A 24,618-nucleotide genomic window follows, 5' to 3' on the forward strand; every position below is an offset into this window, starting at 1 on the left:
TCTAACCTTATCCTAACCCATTACATGAAAATTCCCTATTACAGAAAACACTGTTCACAAAAGATTCAGAATTCGAACCGAACAGGACCGAAAACTGTACCGGTCCTGTTAATCTTTTGCTTTTGTCCTCAGGATTTTCTTATTCTTGCTGGTAATCATGATTTCGTATCGGTCATTTAAAAAAGTTATGCAATAAAGTTATAATACTGTTATTAGGGAACTGGTTTGGGGTGAAAAACAATGCTGGATTTAAAGAAAACACACGATCCAAGAAAAAATACGAACCTGCTTTCGCAAATTACCGGGAAACAATTAGACCTTAAAGCGGCAGTCCGGGAAGCGGAGCAGATTTTTGAGAAATGCCGTTCGAAAGAAACTCCCCCTTTGCTAGGCAGCCGAACCGCGAAACTTCCTGTTAAGGAAAAATTAGCAGAAAGACTGTTTCGGCTTTTGGCACAACCTTCAAAGGTCTTGGAACCAACCAGGATCTCCGTAGATTCTGCCGGCACTGTGCATCCAGACTGGAAGGCACGGCTTGATCGGGAATTTCACCTCCTTACCACCGAGATTGCTAAAGAAGTCAATGTCGTAGATTTCGGTGCAGTCGGCGACGGAAAAACAGATTGTACCGCAGCTTTTAAAAAAGCGATCGGAAACGGCAGGGTAAAAGTACTTGTCCCCCAAGGTGTTTATGTTGTGAAAGAAATCCTGCTCCCATCGTGGACTCAACTTGTCGGTGCCGGAAAAGGAGTTACCACCATAAGACTGCATGACCAGGCACCGAAGGGAACAAGACTCGTTACCAACGCGAGCCATTGGCGCGGAAACCACCATATTCTTGTCAAAGGACTTAGTCTTAACTGGAATGTCGAGAGGCTCGGTAATGAGGCTAAAACAAGTACCTGGGGCAATCATTCCAGTTGTCTTACCTATGCGAACGTTACTTATGGCTGGGTAAAGGATGTCGAAGCGATCAACCCGGGGTTGCACGGTTTTGACATCACATCGACGCTGTACAATTATGCAGGTGACGGCTATCGTGCCCGCGGCAGCAGCAAGTACGTTTTGCTCGATAACCTGACTAGCTATGGTTTTGGTGACGACGGGATTACCACCCATCATAGCGATTATATCCTGATATCCAACTGCCACATGTGCGACCCGAGCGGCCGTGCTCATAAAAAAGGTTTTTCAAATTCGAACGGGATTGAGGTCGATGATGGCTCTAGGAATGTGGTGCTCGTCGATAATTCAACGGCCAGATGCTTTGGCGGTGTAGAGATCAAGGCCCATCAAAATTCATCGGCTGCCTCTAACGTAATCATTGTCGGGCATATTTCTGTGAACGATAACCGTTCATACAACTTTCGCCATATCGGCCACCACAAGAGCATCGATGCCGAATCAAAGTCGGCTTACAATATCATGGCGGTAAACCTGGCCTCGATTGCACCAATTTTTACAGACCTTTATAAAGGGTCGACACCGCGGGGCCTGGTGCTTTCCGCCTATAAAAATGTCGTCATCAACCATTTTACCTTGATTGGCGACCCGAATTATGATTACAAAGGCAACCCGGTGGCGGCAATACAATATCAGGCCCGAAAGGTTGTGTTGCAGAATGTTTCTATGAAAAATTTTAAAACTGCCGGAGCTGGAATTAAAGTGTTCGGAGGTCAAAATAAGGCTGATTATGTAAAACTGAAAAACATTGCAATGGATCATTCCAAGTCTGCAAAATCCTTAGTAGGCGACGGGGTTCAAAATATGGAAATCGATTAAATTCACCAGCTAGTTTCTTAGATGTATATCAAGAAAAAGGAGCCTGCTCCTGCAATCTTAGTTAATTAGATGGCAGGAGCAGGCTCCTTTCATGATTCTGATTAAAGCATTTTTTCAATAACGGAATTGGCCGTCAATTCTTTGTTATGTGCCGATTCATTGAAGGATCTTTTAAAATACTCCACATATAGAAGGTCCAGAAGGTAAAGCTGTGAAATTTTTGCTGTTAAACTTCCGCCTTGCAGCGGACCTTCATTGGCGCCACAGAGCAGGGTGATGTCCGAATAACTGGTTAATGGCGACTTGGCGAACCGTGTGATAGAAATGATTTTGGCTCCCCGTTCTTTAACGACCTTTGCGACATCAATGGTATCTTTCGTTGATCCTGAATAAGAAATTAACACCGCAACATCCTTCGGCGTCATCAGCGCAGCCGACATGATCTGGAGATGCGAATCGAGCGAGCATTCAGTTTTATTGGTAATCCTTATAAATTTATTCTTGGCTTCCATAGCGGTCATAAGCGATGCTCCGACTCCGAAAAAGTGAATTCTATCTGCTGCAATCATATAATCGATTGCCTTCGAGATATCCTTTTCATTTAATAGGTTACGGGTCTCCGTTAAGGCACTGACCGTTGTGGTTAAAATCTTCGAAGACAGTTCCTCGATAGAATCCTGCATCGTAATCTCCCCTGAAAGCTGAGGAGTTCCTTCACCTTGTGAAATGCTGTGGGCCAAAACAATTTTAAATTCCTGATACCCTTTTAGATTCATAGTTTTACAAAACCTAAACACACTCGACTCACCCACATTGCAGGCATCCGCAAGGTCGGTAATCGACATATATAGAACATCCTTTGTATGTTCCAGGATATACTCTGCAACTTTTTTTTCTGTATTCGTAAATGCATTATATCTTGAACGAATGAGTGAAAAAATATCTACATTTGCCATGTTGCACCCCTTCTATTTTTCACTTCGCAAATGAAGTGAAACTGCCCCTAACATTCCAGCTTTGTTTCCTAACGAAGCTTTCATTATTTTCACATCAGAAAAGCTTTCCATAATGTATTCCTTCACTTTAGCAGAAACCTTTTCTACTAGAAAATCTTGCTCCATGACCCCGCCGCCCACAATAATTGCAGGAGGGTTAAAAATGTGAATTAATGAAGCCAACCCAAGCGCTGCTTCCTCTACCCATGCGTTAAGCACGTTTAATAAAGAGGTATTCCCTTGTTTAATTTTCTCAAAAATAACCTTGCCATTTGTACATTCCGGGTCAATTTCTAATGCCTTTCTTACCAGGGCAGTTGTAGAAGCATATGTTTCATAACAGCCTCGCCCGCCGCAATTGCAGTCATTACCTTGGGGATGGGTGATGATATGGCCGAATTCTCCGGCAACCCCCTTAGCTCCTTTGTAAACCTTTGAATCAACGATAATTGCTCCGCCAATCCCAGTTCCATATGTCAAGCAAAGAAAATCGGTAAACTCCCGGCCGGCACCAAAATACTTTTCACCCAACGCCGCTGCATTGACATCATTTTCCACTTTAACAGGAACATGAAATTTTTCCTCAAAAATCGCTTTTAATCTTGTCCCGGTATAGTCAGGGATATTTTCATTGGCATAAATGATATACCCTTTATCGCTGTCAACCTGACCGGCGGTGCTGATCCCAATCGCATCATAGCCTCTAAAATCTGATATAATCTCAATCAGCTTTTCTACTATATATGGCCCGCCCTTTTTACTTTCAGTATCATATTCTTTAAATACATCGATTTTTCCTGCTTCATTGGAAAGGCAAAGCTTAATTGAAGTCCCTCCAATATCGACGGCTAATACTTTCACTTTTTTCACCCACTTCTTTTACACGTTAGTAGAACTAAATCCCACGAGTCACTCGAGGGATTTCAGTTCTGAAAAAAATTTTCTCCATTATTGGATAGCGTTGACAAATCTTTTCGTAATTTCCATAGGTCTTGTAATCGCCGTACCTACCACAGCTGTATGAACGCCTAGGTCGAAAACAGTCTTTAATGCTTCAGGAGTCCAAATACCGCCCTCGGCAATAACCGGTACCGGAAGTTCACTAACTAATTTACTAAGCATATCGGTATCTGGCAATGCTTTCCCTTTTGTGTATGCCGTATAACCGCTCAGCGTTGACCCCACACAGTCAAAGCCAAGTTCATAGGCCTTCTTTCCTTCTTCAAAAGTGGAACAATCGGCCATAAAGAGTTGATCTTTATATTTTTCTCTTATTAACGGAAAGACTTCTTCGATTGTCTTACCGTCAGGCCTGATTCTATTGGTTGCATCTAGCGCAATGATATCGACACCTTCTCGATAAAGAAGATCAATTTCCTCCATTGTAGGTGTGATAAACACATCAGATCCTTCATAGACACGCTTAATGATTCCAATTATCGGCAAATCAACCGTCTTCTTGATTTCCCTTATGTCTTCAACACTATTGGCACGAATGCCGCTTGCCCCTCCAAGTTTGGCCGCATACGCCATTCTTCCCATAATATATGGGCTGTGCAGCGGCTCCTCAGGAAGTGCCTGGCACGAAACAATTAACTTTCCTCTAAGCTGTTCGAAAATTTTATCCTTATTATCCATTTAAAGCATCTCCAAGTTAAATTTTATCCCTTTTCTGCCCCAATTGCTAAGCCTTTTGTAAAGTATTTTTGGAAGCAGATAAATATTACGAGCATCGGAATGGCTGCAACAGTAGCTCCTGCCATCTTATAGGCAAAGTTTGGATTTAAGTCCTGCATTAACGATGCAATACCAACCATTAATGTTTTGGATTCTTCACTCTGTCCAACAACTAGCTGCCATAGGTAATCATTCCATACCTGAACAAAGTTTAGAATAAACAATGCACCAATACCTGGTTTTACAATTGGCATAATAATTTTATAGAAGGTATAAAACTCCCCTGCACCATCCATTTTGGCAGCTTCCCGTAAAGAATCAGGGATTGAATCGAAGAACCCTTTAAGCAAGAATACTCCAAAAGCAGTTGCCACGTTCGGCCAAATCATACCATTTAGAGAATTGACCATACCCAAGTCTTGAATAATTCTGAACAAAGGAACAATCATAACCTCTTTTGGGATCATTAAACTAGAAATAAAGATAATATAGATTACATTTTTTCCTTTAAAATGAAGCTTTGAAAAAGCATAGGCTGCCATGGAACTGAATACGATAACCGCAACAGTTGAAACAAGTGATACAATAATACTATTAAATGTCCACTGCAATGCCGGCTGGTTTTGGAACACATCGACATAGTTGTCGAAGGATATCGTTTTTGGGAACCAATCCGGCGGCATTTTGATAACATCCGAACTGTTTTTTAATGAACTGGTAAATAGCCAGTAAAGCGGAAATAGGTTTAAGATTGCAAAGAAAAGAATAATCACGTTTGCAACTACGTCAACCGTTTCTCTTTTTCTTTTATTTTTATTTTTATTTTTAGACATGCTATGTCACCTCAATCCTTTTTAAACATTGCTCTTAATTGTGGAACCGATAGCACTAATGTAATTAAGAACATAATGACACCAACAGCAGAAGCAATACCAAGCTGATTAAACTTAAAGGCGTTATTATATAAGAAGTACATAAGTGTTGTTGATGCATTGTTTGGTCCGCCGCCAGTTAAGAGTTGGATAACAACGAATATTTTTAATACAGCAATAATATTCATAATGATGATATAAATGGTTGTAGGCTTTACCAAAGGGATTAATATTTTGAAGATGATGGTCGTACGGCTGGCGCCATCGACTTCTGCCGCTTCAAATAATTCCTTCGGAACCCCAATCATTGACGCTATATAAAGTATGATCGCTTGACCAACGTTAGTGGCAAAAGTTACAAAAATGATGACAGGTAAAACCGTTTTGGGATTACCTAGGAAGTTGACAGATGACATTTCCATTTGTTTGGCGATAAAAGGAATGAGACCATTGGCCGGGTTCAATAAAAAGCTCCAAACCATACTCATTACAACCATCGAAACCATTACTGGGATGTAATAGCTTCCTCTAATAAACGAGACATATTTCGCGTTTTTATCAAACACAGCTGCAGATACGAACATGGCAAATGCAACCGTTAAGGCCACGATAAAAACAACAAAGACAACTGTATTAATAGTGGATTTTACAAAGACCGGGTTTTGGAATAATTTTTGATAGTTTTCAAATCCGACAAAGACTTCATTTGTATAATTAATCCTGTATAAGCTTAAACGGATTCCTTCAATTATCGGATAAACGAGGAATACCAAGAACAGGATGAGCTGTGGAGCAATAAACAGGTACCCTGTCATATTCTCTTTTAAAGCATGTTTGTTAAACTTCATAAGAATCCTTAACCTTTCTAAAATTAAAGCCCCAATGCCGGGGCTTTAATTTTGATGTTTTAACGCTAAAGGCTATTTAATCACAGAGTTTTCTTTTGCCTCTTTGATGATTTGGTTACCATTCTTCTGATAATCTTTCATCGCCTGTTCAGGTGATTTTTGACCTGTAAAAATAGCTTGTAGTTCAGGGTACAGAACCTGTCTTAATTGGCTGTAACCAGGAACACTACCTGTAAAGTTAAACAAATATGGAGCATTTTTGTCATAAGCTTCGAATAATGGGTTATCTGCCTTGAACTCGTCCGCTACGGAAGTTCTTACAGGGACACCATTTTTTGATGCTTTAACTAACTCAGGGTCAGTGGAGAAGAACTTTACGAAATCCTTACTTACTTTGATTCTAGTTTCGTCTTGAGTGTTAAATACTGCTGCGCCGGAAACATAAGTGAATGTTAACGGGTCGCCGCTCTCAGATGGAATGTTCGCAAGTCTAATATCAAACTTTGGTGCTTTTCCTTCATTCATTTCCGCTTTCGTGTTGTTGAATAAAACAGAGTTCGTGAAAGCGATCGCAATCTTTTGGTTCTTAAACATAGCTAGCACATCATTAGAAGAAACAGATTCAGCACCTGGATTTGTTAAGCCGGCATCATACGTTTTCTTTAACCATTCAGCCGCTTTAGCACCCTTTGCATCATCAAGCACGATATTGCCTTTTTTATCAAAGAATTTATTGCCAAACATTCTTAAATAAGCAAGGTTCCAAGTGTCACCTTGGTTATTAAGGGCATAAAGTCCCATTGGATAAGCATTTGAATATTTGTCTTTTGGTAAATCGTTCTTAAGCTTGTTTAAGATTGTTTCATATTCATCTAATGTCCAAGTCTTGATTTCATTCTCGCCGCCAATATACTCTTCAAGACCAGCAGCCTTGAACATTTCCGCATTATAAGCTAATGTTCCTGGCATATGAGAGAATGGGTAGAAGTAAATGTCCTTCCCGAAAGTGACACTTTCCCAATAATTTTGATCAATATCTTTCTTGGCAGTATCATCCACAATATCATTTAATGGAACTAAAGCACCGCGATGTGCGTAGTCACCCATAGCAAATGTATTTTCAAAGAAGATATCCGGAGGAGTGCCGCCGTTTAATTTAACGTTTAACAGCTCATCACGTTGGTCACTGGCGATGACTTCAACATTAACCTTTACATCATAGTCCTTATATTGCTTTGAGAATTTCTCTGCAGCATATTTGAAGAAGCTATCATAGTCAGCCCCTTTTTCATTTGCATCCATAACACCTTTCCACTGTGGTGTTAACATCAGGGATAATTCTACAGTTTTGTCTTTGGAACCTGCTGCAGGTTTACCTGAATCTTTATCTGAACATCCAGCTAATAAAGCTGATAGTGCCAGAACACCGGTTAAAGCGGTTGATAGAAAACGCTTTTTTAACATACGTTTCTCTCCCTTGATAAAATATTTTTTATTTTATTGAAGACAAGCTCGCTAAGAAGCCTGTGACCTTCCTCATCAAGATGCATATAATCAATCGTATTCATCGGGACAATTCCCTTGGTATCAAGGAATTCCGTATTTTGTATTTGCATTAAGCCTTTCAAGTGTGTTGATAGCTCCGCTGACTTAAGATCACAATCTTTTCCCATTGATTTTCCCACTTCGGTTTCAAAGTACTCTTTGCCGATTGGAGGCGGGGCAACCACTAAAACTATTGGACTAGCTCCCTTTATGCCTGCGGTTGTGGCCTTTGCTTTTTGCGAGATTCTGGCGATCCCTTGTGCAATGTTATACGAAGTTAAATGAAACCTTTCCTTCGTATCATTTGTACCAAGCATGATAATGACCAGTTCGAGCGGCGCATGGCTCATTAAACAGGGATGAATATAATTCAATCCATTTAACCCTTCAAATAAAGGGTCATCCACTACAGCAGTCCGGCCTGAAAGCCCCTCTTCCACGACTTGAAACTCTTCACCCAATCGCTCAGCCAGGAGGCTTGTCCATCTGACACCTTCCGGAAATCTCTCCAATGTTTTGGCATCGAAACCCCATGTATTAGAATCTCCGAAACAAACGATTCTTTTTTTCATAGTGTTACATCCCGTATTTGCGAATGGCGTTATCAATCATATCCTTAATTTCTTTTACCTTATCCAGGTCGTTGCCTGTCACAGGCTCAAGCGGCCCTCTTACACTTCCGATATTGACGCCGCGTAATTTGAGAAGTTCCTTAATCGTAGAATACATATGGCCGTTCAAAGAGCATAAAGCAATAATAATATCGTTAATATCTCTTTGAATGTTTCTTGCTAGTTCAAAATTACCGGTTGCCACAAACTCTTCCGCTTTTAAAAGCAGTTCCGGCATAGCTGCATATGTCCCGCCAATCCCGCTGTCAGCACCGATTAATCTTCCAGAGACATACTGTTCATCCGGACCATTAAAGACAATAAAATCTTCTCCGGCCGCTGCCTTAAACCGTTCAATATCCATAACTGGCATTGAAGAGTTCTTAACGCCGATTACTTTCTTATTCTCAATTAACTTCTTAAAAGTCGAAAGCGACAGATTGTATCCTGTTGTCTGCGGGATATTGTATATAATAAATGGCAATTCTGTTGAATCCATGATTTCCGTCCAATACTTGATTACTGAGCTGTCCGGAAGCTTAAAGTAGATTGGAGGAATGGCAGATAATGCATCATATCCCAACTCTGCTGCATGCTTGGCTAAAATAACGCTTTCTCTCGTAGATGGCGCACCCACATGAGCAATTAACGTAAGCTTGCCTTTAACCGCTTCGGCAACATATTTTAACGTTGCTTTTCTTTCCTCAAGGTTTTGGTAAATACATTCACCTGAGCTTCCACCTACATAAAGACCCTTTACCCCTTTTTCGTAAAGGTAGTTACAAAGATCCTTTGTTCTGACTTCTGATACTTCTCCTGCATCATCATAGCAAGCATAAAATGCCGGAATAATACCTTTAAATTTTTCTAGATTCATATGTCTTCCCCACCTGAGTGATAGTAATGTTACCGTTTACAATCAAAATATATCATAGTAATCTAATTCTGTAAATAATTTTCTTCTTTATTTGACTTTCTGAAAAAATTCTCCACCTTTTTCCGGCAATTCCTAGCCCATTTACCTTGCTTCAAAATCAAGATTCATTTCCCCATTACGTAGTGAAATGAATAATCTTCTGTTATAAAATTCATTCTCGCCTGGATAGTCTTCACGGTAATGTGCCCCCCTGCTTTCCCTTCTTTCTTGCATGGCCTTAAGCAACAGGTTTGAAAGGATCAGAAAGTTTCTTGCCTTGAAGGCACTTTTTCTTTCTTTGACATTATTTATGAAAAACTCCATGTTAAAAGATGACTTCAATCTCTCTATTTTTTCCAAAGCAGCCTGAAGATTTTTTTCATCACGAATGACATTGCCATTGAACCACATTATTTCTCTTACCGCATCCAGTACTTCATGTGGTGTTATGGAATCATTGGTTTGTACCGAAAAGGATTGAATCGCTTGAGACAATGTTGCAGTCTCTTTCTGTGAATTGATTTTTTCCAGATTGACTCCCTCTAGGTATTCGAGACAATCCTGTGCCGCTCTTTTTCCAAATACCATACACGCCCCGGTAGAATTTCCTCCGAGTCGGTTAGCCCCCTCAATACCTCCAGCCAATTCCCCGATTGCATAAAGCCCCGGGACACCTGTCCGGCCATAGCTGTCCACTTTGACGCCGCCGTTGCTGGCATGGGCAAACGGGGCAATTTTCATTGTATCCCTGATCAGGTTGATTCCTCGTTCATCTAGCCAATTTAAATAAATGGTATAGAAATCGCTGTTATTCTGATAGATTTCAGAATCATAGATCAGCTCGAAGCCATCTTCGCTATTCGTTCTGAAAATTTCTTTCATCATCGCGATATCAAAATATTTAGAGGGCAAGGAGTTTGTGAATGGCCCATGGGTGCTGCGGACCTTAAAGCAGTCCTCCTTCGACATCCCTTCCGGAAGCACTTTATCCAATATGCTGTTTCCTTTGTCATCGACAAAGTCATTGCAATAATTTAAAGTATGCTCGCCCCATAATGTCTTATATTTTGGCGAGGTAAAGCCGGGTATGAACTGAATGAACTCCATATTCACCAGGCTAGCTCCTGCTTCAAGCGCAAGAATATGCCCGGAACCATCGACATCATTTGGGTTCAGATTGTGCTTGTAAATATTCCCAAATCCACCAGTAGCAAGGACAACTGCTTTACAGTTAATCATGATGAAATCATTATCCCGATTCAAAAGGATGGCACCGCATATTCTCTCATTCTCTTTAAGTAGAGAAACGACCGCCGTTCTTTCCATTAAGGAAATATTAGGGTAGTTTTCCATTATTTCCGTCACATTTGCCCTGATTTTGTCCCAGTCCTTCAGCATGTATATCGTTCTGCCATGATTGGCAAAACAGGCTTTGCGGTCATCGGAAAGCTTATAGGGCTCAATCCCGATTTCGGGATACTCCTCAACCCTGTCCTGTATCTCATCAATGTAGATTTTCGCCATTTCTCGGTCTTGCATATTATGACTGACGGCGTCAATATCCTCTAAAAACACGGCTTTATCTGCTTCATTTTTAGTAACTTGTGTTCCCAATGATGCCTTTAACGGAAAAAAACTTGAACCGGAACACAGTTGTGTTTTGGTTGACATAATGATGTTTTTTCCGGCCTTGGCCAGTTCCATGCTCACTTTAAGACCGGCAATACCGCTGCCAACAACCAATACATCTGTTGTTATGATGTCTTTAATCATTTGTACTGCACATCCTAAATAAGTATTTTAAAAACCACTTTTCTAACCTTTTCCGGAACGTCTACTTTGATGCCTGTCATATGAACATCATCCGGAAACAACAGCATAAAGTCGCCTTGGCCTAGCTTTACCTTGGATTGCACCTTGCCTTCAAGCAGGTAATAGTCGTCCTGTTCATCGTATTCCTTTGTTACAGTCATTTTTTCAAATTGCTCACGGGCAATAAATTCGGAACCCTCTAGAATATAGTGAAGATCGAGGTATTTTTTGTGTGATTCCCAGAAACGTTCTTCCGGCTCTTTTGTTACATACTCGATTAAATTGAAGAAAATTTCATCTCCTTCCACTCCATGCATACCTGTTTGGAGTCCTGTAAAATCGTGGTTCTGAATGTATTGAACCGCACGATCAACTCTATCGATTATTCCTTTATATAGTTCAAAATTGCTTATATGATCTGCTATCATTTTCCTTTGCTCCTTAACTGAATAAGTTGTCATTTTGTTAAACGCTTTCAAACAGAATATATCACAATTAATTGATAACGTAAATTATTTCCCCCTTAATCAATAATTTTGGAAAAAATTTTCACCTTTTTCATTTAAAAAAAGCGTCATAGACTATATCATCTATGGCGCTTTTCTTCTTTTTCAATGATGATTTCATCAACAAGCCGCTCCGCTACTTTCCGATACAAATTCCCCATATGGACAAGTGAGGCAATCATCAGCACCTGCTCCAGATATGAAGACTGGGAATCTACGCTATCAACAATTTCTTCCTTCACTTCCTCCACCCGTCTTTTCATATCTTCCTTAAAATCTGCGGCATTTTTTTCAGTAATATTTAAGTAGCCTTGATAAAAAGAATCCAAGTCAATCTCTTCTTTAATAATTCTTTTATTCAACCCATCAAGCGTCGTTTTAATATCATTAATAGAAAGAGAGCCTTTCAGCTGATAGATTAAGCTGATTAACATCAGATGTTCCCTCGAGTATTTTTTATTTCTTATTGGAAACATCAGCTTTCCCTTTGCGTAGTTGTTAATCATTGTTTTGGTCAGGACCTTTTCCTCATCATTTCGTCTTGATTCAGCAAACTTACTTTCAAACAACTGAATGACTTGGTCCATATATAGATCTATTTTCGGGATATCCTCAACTGCCAAATTCGCACCCAGGTTTAATTGCTCTATAATTTGGTTGATTTTTTCCATATGTGTGGCTCCGTTCATATTCTTTATATTTTTCATTATATCTTAATGAAAGGTCATTGACTAGATAGAGAAACACTTGTATCATTATATGTAGTTATCAAAACTACATGTTGCTATAGGAGGATTATAAATGAACGCTTATATCCGCGAACCGATCAATGGGCTCACACATTTAATCGGGGCGATTTTGTCCTTTGTCGGCCTATTGGCAATGGTCATCAAAACATCCATGGCCACGCCCTCACCACTGGCTATAACTGCTGTGATTATCTTTGGTGTGAGCATGATGCTGCTTTATTCAGCATCGGCCACCTATCACATGGTCATGGCCAAGGATAAGGTGATTGCTTTTTTACGGCGGCTTGATCATTCCATGATTTTTATCCTGATAGCCGGCACCTATACTCCGTTTTGCTTCATCAGTTTGAATGGAAAAACAGGAGCTATCCTATTTTCGGTCATTTCTGGGATTGCCATCTGCGGAGTGGTGTTTAAAATGGTTTGGTTCCATTGCCCGCGCTGGATTTCCACCGCCCTTTATATCGCCATGGGCTGGATGGTGGTGTTCGTGTTCTCGCCGCTCGCAGGCAGCTTGAATCCAGTCGGCTTGTTCCTTTTGGTACTGGGGGGAATCTTCTATACCGTTGGTGGTGTAATTTACGGGGCAAAACCGAAGTTTTTAAAATTTAAGCATTGGGGATTCCATGAAATTTTCCATATCTTCATCATGCTTGGCAGCCTGGCGCATTTCTTATGTGTGTTTTTATATGTGATATAGGAAAGAGCCTTCCCGATTTTTTACGGGCAAGGCTCTTTTTAAATTTCTTTAAAACCATACTTTTTTAAAATCGCCATAGACTTTTCATTTTGCAGGTAATCAAAAAATAGTTGTGCTTCCTTTGGACGGGCAGATTCTTTTATCACACCAACTGGATAAATGATCGGTTCATGGGTGTTCTCCCCGGCAGTTGCGACCAACTCCACTTTTTTGGACATAAGCGCATCCGTTTTATAAACGATTCCAGCATCGACGTTTCCCGTTTCCACATAGGTCAGCACCTGGCGGACATCCTTGGCATAGATTACTTTTGATTCAATCGTTTCCCAGACCTTTAAGTTCTCCAATGTTTGTTTTGCGTATTTTCCCGCGGGGACCGATTCTGGGGTTCCAAGTGAAATCTTGTCTACCTTGGTGATGTCTGCAAGTGTCTTGATCCCTTTCGTCGAACCCTTCGGTACCACGAGAACGAGTTCATTGCCTACAAGATCAACACCATTCTCCTTGTCAATTAGGCCGTCTCGCACCAGTTGGTCAAATTTATCCTCTGCCGCGGAAAAGAATAAGTCGACAGGCGCACCTTGGGCTATTTGTTGCTGCAGGGCACCGGACGCGCCAAAATTATAGTTAATTTTTATATTGGGATGTTCCTTTTCGAAGTCAACTTTTATTTCATTCAGCGCTTCCTGTAAACTGGCCGCAGCCGAAATTGTTAATTCTACTTTTTCTACTGCAGGTTTTTCCGCATTGTGGGTGCATCCCGTAATAACCAGCAGCAATAGCAGTGCCATCGAAAATATGTAATAAACCTTTTTCACAGGCTTTCTCCGTTAATTTGATTCATCAGCTCTTCATGCAAAACGACAGCATGATTATACACCGGATCCTTTGCCCCGTATAAAAGCGTTACCTGCTCATTTGCTGCAGTTTCGAGGACTTGTCTCATCAGGTTTTGCTTTTGATCGTCGGATCGGAGTTCGTCAAGATAGCGACTGCGAAATTCTGGGAACAGTTCAGGCTTATGACAGAACCATTTCCTCAAGTCCGGGCTTGGAGCAATGTCCTTAAACCAATACTGCAGCTTGGCAGACTCCTTCGAAATGCCCCGTGGCCACACACGATCCACCAAAATCCTGCATCCATCCATCTCATCATACGGCTCATAAATTCGCTTTAAAAAAATATCGCTCATACAATCACCTATTTCTTGGAAAATAAAGATTGGTGTCAGGCACCACAAAAAGACAAATTACCGAAATTGTCCACTCCAGATGGACAATCTGTAAAACTTTGTATGAACTATGTGTTTCTTATCCTCTTGGCAATTAATCTTCGTCTTTCACATCGAGGTCTTCCGGGATTGGTTCGTTCAGGATTTCTTCGACGAGTTGTTTGTATTTTTCCATTTGTCTTAGATGGGTGTTAAATTGATCTTTATAAATTAAATACTCGATACCGTCGTAAAGAGCGCGGATTTTCTTCTGCTGAATTAGTTTTTCTACTGTCGCTTCTGGAATATTAAGATATTCCGCTGTTTCTTTTAGTGTTAAATACATAGTCCTTATCTCGCTTTCGTAAAATCAAGGGCGTTAACTACCCGCCCCGCCCTTCCTTTGGTAGTGACCGCCTGTGATAGTGAATTAAGAATCGCTTCCTCGGCCGCTTCTGCCGCCGCCGCAAATAATTCATTCATAAGCGGGTGGTCTTCACGCAGCTGGGTCCTCGGTTCCGTCATCTCCTCAGAAAAATGGACGATTCTATGGGCCGTTGAAAAAGAAATGACAATATCGCCGCTGCCGTGGCCAAAATGGCTTCCAGTTCTGCCAAGACCAATGCCGCAGCGTTTGGCAACTCGAAGCAGTTGCCTGTCACTTAACGGAGCATCTGTTGCCAACACAATGATAATCGAACCGTCTGACGTTTCCGAGAGCCCCCCCTCGCCTTCATATTGAAACGCCCGAAACTCTTCCTGTTTCCCAAAATTGCTTAAAACAAGACAGCCCATTGTGTAACCTTCCACCACACGTGATGAAGAGCCGATGCCGCCTTTATAACCAAAACAAACCATCCCTTTACCGGCCCCGACCGCTCCTTCTTCTGCTTGCCCGTTCGTGGCCTTATTAATGGCTTCAATCGCATGTTCCGGCTTGACCGGAAACAAGCGAATAGAATTGAGGTAGCCGTCATTGCATTCGCCGACCACCACATTGATGGTTCCCGTCGTATCGCCAATTTCCGTATTCTGTTCAAGCATGTAAGCCAATGTCCCTTGGGTTACCGCAGGCACGCCAAACGTATTGGTCAGCATGATTGGCGACTCTAGGACTCCCAATTCGTTAACTTGAACGAGACCGGTTGTTTTTCCAAAGCCATTAATGACATAGCTTGCCGCTGTCACCTTTTCTTTAAATATATTGCCGTTATGCGGAAGGATGGCCGTCACACCCGTGCAAGCATAGTCTTCACCCGTTTCACCTATCGGATAATCCAGCGTCACATGACCGACCATCACACCGCGAACATCGGTAATGCAATTTTTCACCCCAACCGGCAGCCTTCCGACTTTGATCCCCAATTCTCTCGCCTTCATCGCTTCACCCCCGTCCTGTGATAAAGGAAGTTTTCAGAAGCAAAGCCTCTAACTTCATCCTCGGAGTAGTATTTTAAAAGCTCATTGATGAGATTTTGCGTTTTTGACGCATCCTCCAGGTTAATGACAAATTGGGAAATCCCATCAAAATCTGATCCCAAGCCAATCTGCTTCACCCCACCCAAAGAACAAAAGTGGTCAATATGCTTCACGAGGTCAGTAATGGTTACTTCCCCGGATTCTTTAATAAACGGTGGATGATAGACAACATGAATCATCCCGCCTTTTTTAAACATCGCTTTTGCCATTTCATCGGTTAAATTACGTGGACTGTTGCAGAGTGCCCTGGCGTTTGAATGGCTGGCAATCGGGTATTGTGCAAGTTCCATTACATCCCAAAACGCCTTGTCACTCAAGTGTGAAACATCAGTCAGGACCTGATACTTGTTATTTAATTTAACGACTTCTTTTCCAAACAGAGTCAGTCCGCCGCCGCGCGGCTCGCCAGCACCGTCTGCCGCCAAGTTGGCGAAATTCCAAGTCAGCCCGACCAATCGAACTCCAAGGCGATACAGTGTTTCAAGCTTCGTTAAATCATTGCCGATGGCATCCACACCTTCGAGCGTTAAAACCGCACCGATCTGGCCAATTTTAAGGTTATCAATATCCGACCAATCCTTGATATGTACCATGTCGGGATTTCCCCCAAGAACTTCCTTGTAAAAATAATCAACCTGCTCCAGCGCCACCTGGAATTTTTGTTCTGAATTGAGATATGGCTCGATAAAAATGGCAAAGAATTGGACTTTAACATTTCCCGATTGCAATCTGATCTTATTCGCCTGTAGTTCCGGCGCATCGGCAAACCGCAACTCCCCTTTGGCCTCCCAAAGCTTTAGAAGTGCATCACAATGCAAGTCTATAATATTCAAAGATGTCGACCCCTTTTTACTAAAAAGTGTATCATAAATCCCATCAAAAAAGGACCACCATGTGGCCCTCGTTAATCTTGACTTTTCTCTGATTCGATTACTTTCAAGCTGGATTCCCCCGGATTTTCCATGATATGTTTCAACACGGACAGCCTGTTGGTCCAGAACTGGTCGTAGAATTGTTTCAATTCCTTTAACGGTTCCAGCTGAAGCTGATAGATTTTTTCCCTGCCCTGTTTGCGGCCGCGGACCAATTCCGCTTCAGAGAGTACTTGCAGATGCTTAGCGATGGCCGTGCGGCTAATCGAGAAATGCGAAGTGATTTCAGAAATCGGCAGTTCTTTTTCGGCAAGAAGCTTTAATACCTCTCGCCGTGTTGGGTCGGCAATCGCTTGAAAAACATCATGTTTTTGAGCTGACGCTGACACTTAGCCCTCCACGATCCGCTTTAATTTTTGCACGATGCCTTCCCAGCCGCCTGACATTGTTTCCCGAATGACAGAGGACTTCTGCCCGGCTTTGCCGATGATTTCATCAGCTGCTTTCCAGCCTCCGTGGATCAAAGTGAATTCGGTCTTGCCGCCCAGGTCTTTTAAAATAAACGAAGCAAACCAGCCTTCGGTATCCCACTTAAATGAAAGTTTATTGGGCGGGTCCAATTCCGTTACCTTGCATGGGGATGGACCAAATGGTGACTGCAAATGAAATTCATAGCCGACTTCCGGTTTGAAATCATTTGGCATGAACCATGCGGCAATCCCTTCGGCGGTGGAAACCTGGTCCCATACTTTTTGGATGGGTGCCTCGATGACAACAGATTTTTTGATATCTTCCAATGTATTTACCATGTGTTCTCCTACTTTCCTATTTAAAAATACAAAACCTTTTGGTTTCACATCTGAATTATATAAAACCATTTGGTTTCATGTCAATATATTAGTTTCCTCTAATCCACACTTTCTATGCAAAAAAATCTCTCCACATCATTGTGAAGAGATTTTTTTGCGAAAAATGACATGTTCAAGCAGAAGACACAGCACCAAGCCAACGATTAAGCCATTAGCCACGATATTGCGCAGCCATGGCGCCACCGATTCAAAGCTTTCCGGAGGCAGGAACATCAGGCCGATGCCAACCATCAATGAAAGGCCGATGACCAATAAGTTGCGTTGGGAAGGCTCCTGTCCCATTAAATCGCGTATACCGAAGCCAAGCATTTGGGAAAAAGGAATAAACAAGGACGCATAGGCAACTTCTAATGGCATGACAGCCAAAAATCCGGCAATATACGGGAAAAAGGCAATTATAATCATCATCAGCGCTCCAATGATCACTGGGCGTTTCGCTTTAATCCCGGTTGTCGTAATAAATCCTGCCGATACGGACAAGGGAACAACCCCAACAACCGAAAACAACCCGGATAAAACCAAGTTGACTCCATTGCCGAAAATCCCCTTTTGGTATTGAACCGGCTTAATTTCTTTTTCCAGTGCGATTCCGACCACCAAGATACTGGCTATAACATTTGAAATCAGCACAATCGAGGTGATGATCGAGGTCAGAATGATTCCCGCATCAAACTCCGGCATACCCCAGCTAAGCGGCTTTGGTACCGAAAACCAGCTTGATGGCTCGTAAGTTTTTCCGGGATTAATGAGTCCCAGCCAATGGAACAACAGCCAGCCAACAATAATGCCAAAAAAGGGGCCCATGCTTTTTAATAGGCCATTGGCCTTTAAAGAGATTACTAGGATGATCAAGATTTCAACTAAACAAATCAACGCAATCTTTCCATTCAACTGGCCAGTCGCAGTCACACCGAGAATGCTTTTGAAAAATGAACCGCTCAGCTGACTGACAAGTAAAATTAAATAAACACCTGTCACGATTGGAGTAAACAGATTGCGGACTTTTTCAATAATCGGCAAAAAGCCGAGGACAGCCAGAAAGATTCCGGAAATGATAAGCCCCATTTCCAATTGCTGCAGCAGTTGTCCGTGTTCTCCAGGGGCGCTCATGGTCCCAAGCAGGATAAAAATCGCCCACCACATCCCGGCGGCACCCTCAACTACTTGAAGGCGATGGCCAAAGAAGATTTGAATTAATGTAGCTGCACCTGAAATCAGCAGCATTCTTTCCATGAAGCCAGCAATTTCCGCTGGGGACATTTGAAAGGCGGCGCCCACTACCACCGGGACCGCAATCACATTGGTTAACATAAAAATGGCCCATTGGATTCCCTGTATCCCCGATAAAGCGGAACTGCCTCTTTGTTCCATTTCGTTCATTGGAATTCCTTCTTTCCAAAATAACCTAAATACTACACTAAAAAGATATCACAACTTTCCAGGCAATTATAGTTAAACTGTTTACGCACGGAAGAGCATAAATACATCTCAAGCCTTAGTCAAAATTAATCCCCTGGTACATCGCGAAAAAACAAAGGATTTCTTATTCTAAATATAGAAGATGTAAGGAAGAAAAGGGGATGGGGAAAATGAAGCGAATTTTAATTCTTTTATTAGTCATTACTGGACTATATATTGTCTTTAATCAATCCAATGTGCTGGATGTATTTCGTGGAAACGGAATTAAAAATGATGAAGCGGCCATTACCAATAATACAGAAGTAATCAAGGTGGATGTGGGGAGTGTCAGCACTACGATCATTCCAGAAGACCGGAAGAATTTACGGGCAGAATATGAAGGAAAGCAAAAGCTAACAGTTAAAGAAAACGGTGACGAAGTAGAGGTTCGCTTAAAAAGCAAATGGTTTAATTGGTTTAACTGGGGCAGCCAAAAAAGCAATCTGAAAATATACATTCCGGAAGATTATGATCAGGATATGTGGATTGACCTTGGCTCAGGGAATTTGAATTTTTCCGGTGCCTCCAAAAATAAACCAATGAAATTAGAAAAATTAACTTTAGATATAGGTTCAGGTAATATGAATCTTCGCAATCTTGAGGTGAAAGAGCTTTATCAGGACGTTTCATCTGGTAATGTCAACATGAATTCTATTAAAACAGAAAAAGGTATCTTTGATGTCAGCTCGGGGAATCTTGATATCGACCACTATTCAGGCGGAATTACAGCCGATGTCAGTTCCGGAAGGTTAGCGGTTCAAGTTGAGCAGTTGACCGACAGCATTAAAATGGATATTAGCTCTGGGCTTGTTGATTTGGATTTGCCAGACGATGCTGATTTCACCTTAAATGGTGAAGTGAGCAGCGGTAAGATCTCCTGCGACCTGCCGCTGGAGGATAAAGTGCAGAATAGAGAAATGATCCATGGAAAACATGGGTCAGGAAAGCATACTATCAACCTGGATGTCTCAAGCGGGATTATAAATATTAATTAGTTATACAGGGGCGGTTCTGTGCGTAAAAACATGTACAGAACTGTCCCTGTTTCACTTTCGGTACCAAATATCCTGGAAATACATACCGTATATTGCGGTGTGTTTTTTTATTAATGGAAGGAGCGTTCTTATGTATTATACCCCTCATTACCCGGTACTTCCTCCCAGCCAGTTTTACCCCGTTTATACCATAGGCCCATATGTCCCGCCGCGGGTTTATCCGCCAGTCGATATTAAAATATTTGAAAGCTCCGTGAAATCATTTCGTCTGTTAATGGCGCAAGGGAGTTTATTGTTAGATCGACTGGGAGATGTTTCATTCGCAAGAAGAATCATGACCGCTGCCCAGCAAGGAAATAATGCGGAAGTCGACCGCTTGATAAAAACTATCGGCCTAAAAATTCCGGTCATAACCCAATTTACGCCCACAGGGGTAAACTTTATTCTTGGCACACAAACAACTCAAGCACATCCAAACAACTGTTGTACCTTAACCATCAACATGAAATGGGGTCAATGAAACAAATGGCAAAATCGCCGATGTGTTCCACAGGGACTCCGCGAAGGATAAAGAAAAAAATTGGTATCCCATTCAGCTCGGGATACCAGTTTTTTGTTTTTCCAGAATTGCCCCCACTTCATCGGCAGGCAGCGGCCTACTAAAGAAATAGCCTTGTCCTGTATCACATGCGTTTTTCTTTAAAAACTCAAGTTGTTGCTCTGTTTCAATCCCTTCAGCCACCACACCAAAGTTCAGATTTAAACCCATATCAATGATGGTCTTGACCAAGGCCCCTTGGCTGGCGCGATTGGATATTTCATTCACAAACGATTTATCAATTTTTATTTTATTAATCGGCAAGTGGTTTAGGTAACTTAACGAGGAATACCCTGTACCGAAATCATCAATTGACAGTAGGATGCCAAGTTCCTTCAATTGATTAAGGATAACGAAGGATCTCTCCAGGTTTTGCATAATACTTTCTGTAATCTCCAATTCCAGCATACTGGCATCAAGTGTAAATTCATTTAAAACACTAGAGATATAGTGAATAAAATCTTCATCTTCAAATTGACGGACAGAGACATTGACCGCGATTGGAAAGTCAGGAATCCCAGCATCGCTCCATGCTTTCCTTTGTTTACATGCCTCACGCAAAACCCATTTTCCAATAGGAACAATCAAACCTGTTTCCTCGGCAAGCGGAATGAATTCTGCCGGTGAAATAAAACCGCTTTCCGGTTGCTGCCAGCGAATCAGCGCCTCAATGCCGACGATTTCCCCTGTTTTGAGGGACACCTGGGGCTGATAATGAAGCAAAAATTGGTTTTTCTCCAAAGCTTTCCTTAAGCGGGTTTCCAACTCCATTTTACGGACCGACACCCCATTTAAATTGGAGGAATAAAATTGATAATTATTTTTCCCCCGCTCTTTTGCCTGGTACATGGCGGTATCTGCATATTTAATTAATGATTCTTCATCCATCGCATCATCCGGATAGAGGCTGATGCCAATGCTGGTTGTCACAAAAAATTCCTGGACATCCACTTCAAAAGGCTTCGCAAACTGATTTAAAATCTGGCAGCATATATCCCTTACTTTTTCCTTGCTTGTGTCATCTAGTAAAATAATAAACTCATCGCCGCCCTGCCGAGAGACGAACCCGTCATTTCGAATAGCCAGTTCCAGACGATGGGCTACCTTTTGAAGAATAAGATCTCCTACGGTATGTCCTTTCGTATCATTGATAATTTTAAATCTATCCAAGTCTAAAAATAGAACGGCAAGCATTTTATCTTTTTGAAAGGTCAAGACATCATTTAAGTGCTTTTTAAAGCTGTTGCGATTGGGCAAACCTGTAAGGGTATCGTAGTAGGCCATCGTTTTAATTGTTTTTTCCGCTTCTTTTCGATCGGTGATGTCCCTTCCGACAATTTGCACCGCAAATCTGCCTTCATAAAGGATGGGTGTCGAGGCCATCTCCACATCAATCGTTTTACCATCGAGCCGTTTCACTTGAAATTCAATACTGACTCTTTCTTGTCTGGGATTATCTAAGGTTCCCACCTTGGTGCGGATTTTGTGGACGATTCGCAATGGTACAAACCTTAACGGAGATTGTCCGATTATTTCCTTAGGGGAGGTGGCCCCCATTAGCTTCCAGCCCGCTTCGTTAATATACTCTACCTTCTGCAGGCTGACGACTGCAATAATATCTGGTGACATTTCTACTAAACTTCGATATCGGCCTTCACTCTCTTTTCGATCCGTATTATCAAACAAAACACTATTAAAAAACACCATTTTGCCATTGTCATCCATGGTCGGAAAACCGCGGTCCAGAATCCAGCGCACCTCGCCGCCAGGCCGTATAATCCGGTACTCACTGGTGACAGCTTCGCCCTCGGCTAGGCGTTCTTCTCTTTCAGCAATCACTTGCATGTCATCAGGGTAAATAACTTTTTTCCACAGTGTTTTGTCGTGATAAAAATCCTCCGACGAGTACCCGTATAATTTTTCAATTCCCTGTGTAATGAATAGCGCATTTGTCTTCATATCATGTGACCAAATGGCAACATCGAGGGTGTCATAAATATTTCTTAATCTTTGCTTGTCATGTTTATGCGCCTCTTCTTTTATATTTAAGTCTTTTAAGGCGTAAACCAAAATTGGAATCGTTATGAAAAGGATCATTAAGGTAATGAAATTTAAATATGGTACAGTAGGAAAGAGACGGGTTCCCACTATACCCAATATTTCTGAAAAAAAGAGCAGACAAAATATGAGGATTGGCAGTTCCCGGTAGTTTGTAAAAGTCCTTCTCATCCTATTTCTCCGTTCCCCTTATGGATTTGTAGAGTTAATTTTTTATTTAAAGATATCAGAAACCGATGAATTCGACAATTAGCTGAAAAAAACTTTTAGAAAGCGTTCGCATTCCAGTTGAATATGATAAATATTGGAGAAGTTTATCGTTTATCCGATTCACCAAAAAGACGATTCGGGATTCCCGAATCGTCTTTTCTTATTTCAGAAGATATACTCTTGTTTCATAAGGCTTCAGCGTAAATTCTTTTCTTAATTTCCGATCCTTAACATCATAGTTGTTAAGAATGAGTTCAGAAGCAGAAAAGGTTACACAAGATGGCACCTTGAATCTTGCTGGCTTTTTGCTGAAGTTATTGATGACAATCGCCTTTTTACCACCCATTGTCCGGGTATACACGAAAAGCCTTGGATGATTAGGCAATAGCAATTCGTATGTACCATAGACAAACAGCGGATTTTCTTTGCGCAGGCGAATCAATTTTTTATAAAAGGATAAGATCGAATCTGGGTCGTTTAATTGTGCTGCTACATTAATTTCCCGATAATTAGGATTCACTTTCATCCAAGTACGATCGGCCGTTGTAAATCCGGCCATATTTCCAGCATCCCATTGCATCGGAGTGCGGGAATTATCACGTCCCGATTCCCAGATCACCTTCATCACTTCTTCGTGCGGACGACCTTTCGCCGTTTCAATCTTATAGTAATTAATCATGCCAACATCATTGTAATCCTCAATTGATGGGAATTGAACGTTGGTCATCCCGATTTCCTGGCCCTGATAAATAAATGGCGTTCCTTTCATCAGGAAGTAAAGGGCTCCGAGCATTTTGGCACTTTCCTTCCAAAACTCCTGGTCATCCCCCCAACTCGACACCCGGCGTGTCTGGTCATGATTCTCAATATAGAGTGCATTCCAGCCTCTGCCTTCAAGCCCAAGCTGCCATTTCGTCAAATTCTTTTTAAGCTTGGTGATATCGACTGTACCCTCGCCATCCTTTTCCCAAAGTTTAAGGAATTCAAATTGAAAAATCATATTAAAATAGCCGTTGTCCTCATTAACCCATTTATCAACATCATCAATGCCGACTCCGTTCGCTTCCCCGACCGTCATCACATCACGCTGCTTGAAGGTCTTTTCAGAAAGCTCCGTTAAGTAATCATCAATGCCGCCCACATTCATCATGTAAGGAAAACAAGGAACATAATCAAGGCCCTCCGGGTTCGGCATGTCCGGGATGCCCGGTTCCTTTTTAATATGAGAAATGGCATCAACACGGAACCCGTCAATCCCCTTATCGAGCCACCAATTGACCATATCATACAAGGCATTCCTTACCTCAGGATTTTCCCAATTCAAATCGGGCTGTTTCGCGGAAAAAATATGCATGAAATATTGATCTGTCTCTTCATCATATTTCCAAGCAGGACCGTTAAAAATCGATTCCCAGTTGTTCGGTTCTTTGCCATTTTTTCCATCCCGCCAAATATACCAATCGCGCTTTGGGTTGTCTTTGGAAGAACGCGACTCAATAAACCACTGATGTTCATCACTCGTATGATTGATGACAAGGTCGAGGATTATTTTCATCCCACGTTTATGAACTTCCTGAAGCAGTTCATCAAAATCTGCCATCGTCCCGAATTCATCCATAATATCTTGATAGTCGGAAATGTCGTAGCCATTATCATCGTTAGGTGATTTATACATTGGAGATAACCAGATGACGTCGATCCCCAATTCTTTTAGATAATCTAATTTGCTCGTTACCCCTTTTAAATCCCCGATGCCATCCCCATTACTATCCATAAAACTGCGGGGATACACTTGATAGGCGACCGCTTCTTTCCACCATTTTTTTGTCATACCGCACCTCTCATTAACTTTTTTG

The 24,618-nt window shown here is 41.7% G+C and carries 25 protein-coding genes; 4 read left to right on the forward strand and 21 right to left on the reverse strand.

Annotated features, from left to right (window positions below):
- The first annotated feature begins 240 nt into the window (after nt 1–240).
- Nucleotides 241–1,782: a glycosyl hydrolase family 28-related protein gene (locus tag AR334_RS05430; RefSeq protein WP_066306463.1), complete on the forward strand. Its 1,542-nt coding sequence runs from the start codon at nt 241–243 to the stop codon at nt 1,780–1,782.
- A 101-nt stretch (nt 1,783–1,883) separates the two neighbouring features.
- Here AR334_RS05430 and AR334_RS05435 read toward each other — a convergent pair whose 3' ends face one another.
- The 11 genes from AR334_RS05435 to AR334_RS05485 form a co-directional block, all read right to left on the reverse strand.
- Complete coding sequence (locus AR334_RS05435) at nt 1,884–2,738, reverse strand: MurR/RpiR family transcriptional regulator (protein ID WP_066306470.1); 855 nt, start codon at nt 2,736–2,738, stop codon at nt 1,884–1,886.
- 12 nt (nt 2,739–2,750) lie between these two features.
- Complete coding sequence (locus AR334_RS05440; protein WP_066306473.1) at nt 2,751–3,638, reverse strand: ROK family protein; 888 nt, start codon at nt 3,636–3,638, stop codon at nt 2,751–2,753.
- 87 nt (nt 3,639–3,725) lie between these two features.
- Nucleotides 3,726–4,415, reverse strand: coding sequence for an N-acetylmannosamine-6-phosphate 2-epimerase (locus AR334_RS05445; RefSeq protein ID WP_066306476.1), 690 nt, complete (start codon nt 4,413–4,415; stop codon nt 3,726–3,728).
- Nucleotides 4,416–4,438: 23 nt separating this feature from the next.
- The gene (locus tag AR334_RS05450; RefSeq protein WP_066306477.1) at nt 4,439–5,287 is read right to left on the reverse strand and encodes a carbohydrate ABC transporter permease; all 849 of its coding nucleotides are present in this window, start codon (nt 5,285–5,287) and stop codon (nt 4,439–4,441) included.
- 11 nt (nt 5,288–5,298) lie between these two features.
- Nucleotides 5,299–6,174 (reverse strand): carbohydrate ABC transporter permease, encoded by an 876-nt coding sequence (locus tag AR334_RS05455; protein WP_066306480.1) that lies wholly within the window; start codon nt 6,172–6,174, stop codon nt 5,299–5,301.
- A gap of 72 nt (nt 6,175–6,246) precedes the next feature.
- Nucleotides 6,247–7,638 carry an ABC transporter substrate-binding protein gene (locus AR334_RS05460; protein WP_066306484.1) on the reverse strand — a complete coding sequence of 464 codons (1,392 nt, stop codon included), beginning with the start codon at nt 7,636–7,638 and terminating at the stop codon, nt 6,247–6,249.
- Entirely contained in the window at nt 7,632–8,291 is a 660-nt protein-coding gene (locus AR334_RS05465) for a GDSL-type esterase/lipase family protein (RefSeq protein WP_066306494.1), read from the reverse strand. The genes AR334_RS05460 and AR334_RS05465 overlap by 7 nt, the downstream gene beginning before the upstream one ends.
- 4 nt (nt 8,292–8,295) lie before the next feature.
- On the reverse strand, nt 8,296–9,207 hold the full coding sequence (locus AR334_RS05470; protein WP_066306496.1) for a dihydrodipicolinate synthase family protein: 912 nt from the start codon (nt 9,205–9,207) through the stop codon (nt 8,296–8,298).
- 141 nt (nt 9,208–9,348) lie between these two features.
- Nucleotides 9,349–11,019, reverse strand: a complete 1,671-nt coding sequence (locus tag AR334_RS05475) for an FAD-binding protein (RefSeq protein ID WP_066306497.1) — start codon at nt 11,017–11,019, stop codon at nt 9,349–9,351.
- Between the two features lie 14 nt (nt 11,020–11,033).
- Nucleotides 11,034–11,486: a YhcH/YjgK/YiaL family protein gene (locus AR334_RS05480; RefSeq protein ID WP_066306499.1), complete on the reverse strand. Its 453-nt coding sequence runs from the start codon at nt 11,484–11,486 to the stop codon at nt 11,034–11,036.
- 158 nt (nt 11,487–11,644) lie between these two features.
- Nucleotides 11,645–12,235: a DUF1836 domain-containing protein gene (locus AR334_RS05485; RefSeq protein WP_066306500.1), complete on the reverse strand. Its 591-nt coding sequence runs from the start codon at nt 12,233–12,235 to the stop codon at nt 11,645–11,647.
- 130 nt (nt 12,236–12,365) lie between these two features.
- Between AR334_RS05485 and AR334_RS05490 the strand changes: the two genes are divergently transcribed.
- The gene (locus AR334_RS05490) at nt 12,366–13,013 is read left to right on the forward strand and encodes a hemolysin III family protein (RefSeq protein WP_066306502.1); all 648 of its coding nucleotides are present in this window, start codon (nt 12,366–12,368) and stop codon (nt 13,011–13,013) included.
- A 38-nt stretch (nt 13,014–13,051) separates the two neighbouring features.
- On the opposite strand, the gene modA is transcribed toward AR334_RS05490, so the two are convergent.
- The 8 genes from modA to AR334_RS05530 all read right to left on the reverse strand — a co-directional run bounded on the left by modA (nt 13,052) and on the right by AR334_RS05530 (nt 18,823).
- A complete protein-coding gene (gene modA / locus AR334_RS05495) occupies nt 13,052–13,831 on the reverse strand; it encodes a molybdate ABC transporter substrate-binding protein (protein WP_066306504.1) in 780 nt (259 codons plus the stop codon).
- Complete coding sequence (locus AR334_RS05500; protein WP_066306506.1) at nt 13,828–14,205, reverse strand: DUF488 domain-containing protein; 378 nt, start codon at nt 14,203–14,205, stop codon at nt 13,828–13,830. The genes modA and AR334_RS05500 overlap by 4 nt, the downstream gene beginning before the upstream one ends.
- A gap of 133 nt (nt 14,206–14,338) precedes the next feature.
- A complete protein-coding gene (locus AR334_RS05505) occupies nt 14,339–14,569 on the reverse strand; it encodes an excisionase family DNA-binding protein (protein ID WP_066306508.1) in 231 nt (76 codons plus the stop codon).
- 5 nt (nt 14,570–14,574) lie between these two features.
- Entirely contained in the window at nt 14,575–15,603 is a 1,029-nt protein-coding gene (locus AR334_RS05510; protein ID WP_066306512.1) for a P1 family peptidase, read from the reverse strand.
- Nucleotides 15,600–16,535: a dipeptidase gene (locus AR334_RS05515; RefSeq protein WP_066306515.1), complete on the reverse strand. Its 936-nt coding sequence runs from the start codon at nt 16,533–16,535 to the stop codon at nt 15,600–15,602. The genes AR334_RS05510 and AR334_RS05515 overlap by 4 nt, the downstream gene beginning before the upstream one ends.
- Nucleotides 16,536–16,606: 71 nt before the next feature.
- Nucleotides 16,607–16,963, reverse strand: a complete 357-nt coding sequence (locus AR334_RS05520) for a metalloregulator ArsR/SmtB family transcription factor (RefSeq protein ID WP_066306519.1) — start codon at nt 16,961–16,963, stop codon at nt 16,607–16,609.
- Nucleotides 16,964–17,383 carry an SRPBCC domain-containing protein gene (locus AR334_RS05525; protein ID WP_066306522.1) on the reverse strand — a complete coding sequence of 140 codons (420 nt, stop codon included), beginning with the start codon at nt 17,381–17,383 and terminating at the stop codon, nt 16,964–16,966.
- Nucleotides 17,384–17,518: 135 nt separating this feature from the next.
- The gene (locus AR334_RS05530; RefSeq protein WP_066306523.1) at nt 17,519–18,823 is read right to left on the reverse strand and encodes a purine/pyrimidine permease; all 1,305 of its coding nucleotides are present in this window, start codon (nt 18,821–18,823) and stop codon (nt 17,519–17,521) included.
- 209 nt (nt 18,824–19,032) lie between these two features.
- Between AR334_RS05530 and AR334_RS05535 the strand changes: the two genes are divergently transcribed.
- Both AR334_RS05535 and AR334_RS05540 read left to right on the forward strand, forming a co-directional pair.
- A complete protein-coding gene (locus AR334_RS05535; protein ID WP_066307683.1) occupies nt 19,033–19,896 on the forward strand; it encodes a DUF4097 family beta strand repeat-containing protein in 864 nt (287 codons plus the stop codon).
- A 130-nt stretch (nt 19,897–20,026) separates the two neighbouring features.
- Nucleotides 20,027–20,416 carry a hypothetical protein gene (locus AR334_RS05540; RefSeq protein ID WP_066306525.1) on the forward strand — a complete coding sequence of 130 codons (390 nt, stop codon included), beginning with the start codon at nt 20,027–20,029 and terminating at the stop codon, nt 20,414–20,416.
- 72 nt (nt 20,417–20,488) lie between these two features.
- Here the strand turns inward: AR334_RS05540 and AR334_RS05545 are convergent, their stop codons facing one another.
- Both AR334_RS05545 and AR334_RS05550 read right to left on the reverse strand, forming a co-directional pair.
- Entirely contained in the window at nt 20,489–22,723 is a 2,235-nt protein-coding gene (locus tag AR334_RS05545; RefSeq protein WP_066306532.1) for a GGDEF and EAL domain-containing protein, read from the reverse strand.
- Between the two features lie 199 nt (nt 22,724–22,922).
- Nucleotides 22,923–24,593 carry an alpha-glucosidase gene (locus AR334_RS05550; protein ID WP_066306535.1) on the reverse strand — a complete coding sequence of 557 codons (1,671 nt, stop codon included), beginning with the start codon at nt 24,591–24,593 and terminating at the stop codon, nt 22,923–22,925.
- Between the last annotated feature and the right edge of the window lie 25 nt (nt 24,594–24,618).

The sequence above is a fragment of the Bacillus sp. FJAT-29814 genome, from assembly GCF_001510715.1.
Taxonomy (GTDB): domain Bacteria; phylum Bacillota; class Bacilli; order Bacillales; family Cytobacillaceae; genus Neobacillus.